This is a genomic window from Pseudoalteromonas sp. Of11M-6 (assembly GCF_022347905.1).
Lineage (GTDB): Bacteria > Pseudomonadota > Gammaproteobacteria > Enterobacterales > Alteromonadaceae > Pseudoalteromonas.
In genome coordinates this window covers 1-1,214 of record NZ_JAKRFW010000127.1, presented here as the reverse complement: position 1 = coordinate 1,214, position 1,214 = coordinate 1, and the positions used below count along the sequence as shown (strand labels likewise).

Here is a 1,214-nt window from a genome sequence, read left to right as displayed (position 1 = left end):
TACCGGCAAAAGATTTGATACAAAAACTGGATTGAGCTATATGCAGGCACGATACTATGATCCAGTCATAGGTCGTTTCTACTCGAATGATCCTGTTGGATTCCGTGATATTCATAGCTTTAACCGTTATGCTTATGCGAATAACAACCCTTATAAGTATACAGATCCAGACGGTCGTTTGCCTATACTTGTCCCACTTGTAATCTTTGCTGCAAAAGAGTTAGCGTCAGAGGCTGTTGAATCTGCTACTGGCATTCCCATGCCGACAGTAAAAAATGCTGGGAAATTTGCAATAAAACAAGTAACAAAATCAGTCAGACAAGGCATCAAAGATCAGGGAGTTGAAGCTGCCAAGAATTCTGCCAATATAAAAAAGCAAGCAACGGCTCTTGTTAAAGAGAATGGTAATAAAAACAGGGTAACAATGCGCTCTCCAAGTCAAAAAGTAGAAATTGATCTTGATGGAAAGGCACATAACGGAGTCCCTACTCCGCACACTAAAACATCAACAAGAAACCTACAAGCTCCAAATCAGCCAGCTTATAATACTAAAGGTGCTGATACTACCCGCACTACACAGAAGGAGATCAGAGCTGCTAGGAAATTCTTAGAAAAAGAGAATAAGTCATGATAAAAAACTTTAGAGTTGGTCAAAGCAATGAGTTACTAGTCGATGAAGAACTTTTTGATTTGCATAATTTGTATGACTTTGATGAGGTTATTGTTAAAGCTTCAATAAATGAGGTGAAGTTATCCTTTGTACCAAATGAAGAATTTAATAAAAATGGTAATCCTATAATTTTACTATTTGAAAATATTCGTTATATGGAATTTAGTGAAGGATTTTTTAACTCAAATATTGATTCAGTTGATGAGCTTGGCTACAAGTCTCCTCAAGATCGAGACGACAATTGGCTTTGCGATGAGAGTCACTGGGAGTCAAATTATCATTTGTTTATTCGATTTTTTGGTGATGAGTTTTTACGAGTAAATAGTGAACGAGCATCATTAATAGAGTTAAACTAATCCGTCTATTTTAAATTTTGAATCCAAAGCCTCGCACTAGCGGGGCTTTGTTTTTTCTGGCAGTTGTAGCTTGGTGTTTTCTTCAAAAACAGCAGCTCAATGAAAAAATCCGTTTGGTGCCAAATTCAATTGGGTGATCTGATCAGGTGAGATGCCGTGAGGGTAATTCTATCTTATTGTTAATACTA

General features: G+C 36.9%; 2 protein-coding genes. Both read left to right on the top strand.

The window, feature by feature from the left end; all coding sequences use genetic code 11:
• Positions 1–40 precede the first annotated feature (40 nt).
• Positions 41–631 (top strand): RHS repeat-associated core domain-containing protein, encoded by a 591-nt coding sequence (locus MHN32_RS23640; RefSeq protein WP_239422993.1) that lies wholly within the window; start codon positions 41–43, stop codon positions 629–631.
• Positions 628–1,026, top strand: a complete 399-nt coding sequence (locus MHN32_RS23635; protein WP_239422992.1) for a hypothetical protein — start codon at positions 628–630, stop codon at positions 1,024–1,026. The genes MHN32_RS23640 and MHN32_RS23635 overlap by 4 nt, the downstream gene beginning before the upstream one ends.
• Positions 1,027–1,214 lie beyond the last annotated feature (188 nt).

Excerpts from the sequence above, each read along its gene's own strand:
- MHN32_RS23640 (WP_239422993.1), top strand. The coding sequence starts at position 41 with ATGCAGGCACGATACTATGATCCAGTCATAGGTCGTTTCTACTCGAAT.
- MHN32_RS23635 (WP_239422992.1), top strand. The coding sequence starts at position 628 with ATGATAAAAAACTTTAGAGTTGGTCAAAGCAATGAGTTACTAGTCGAT.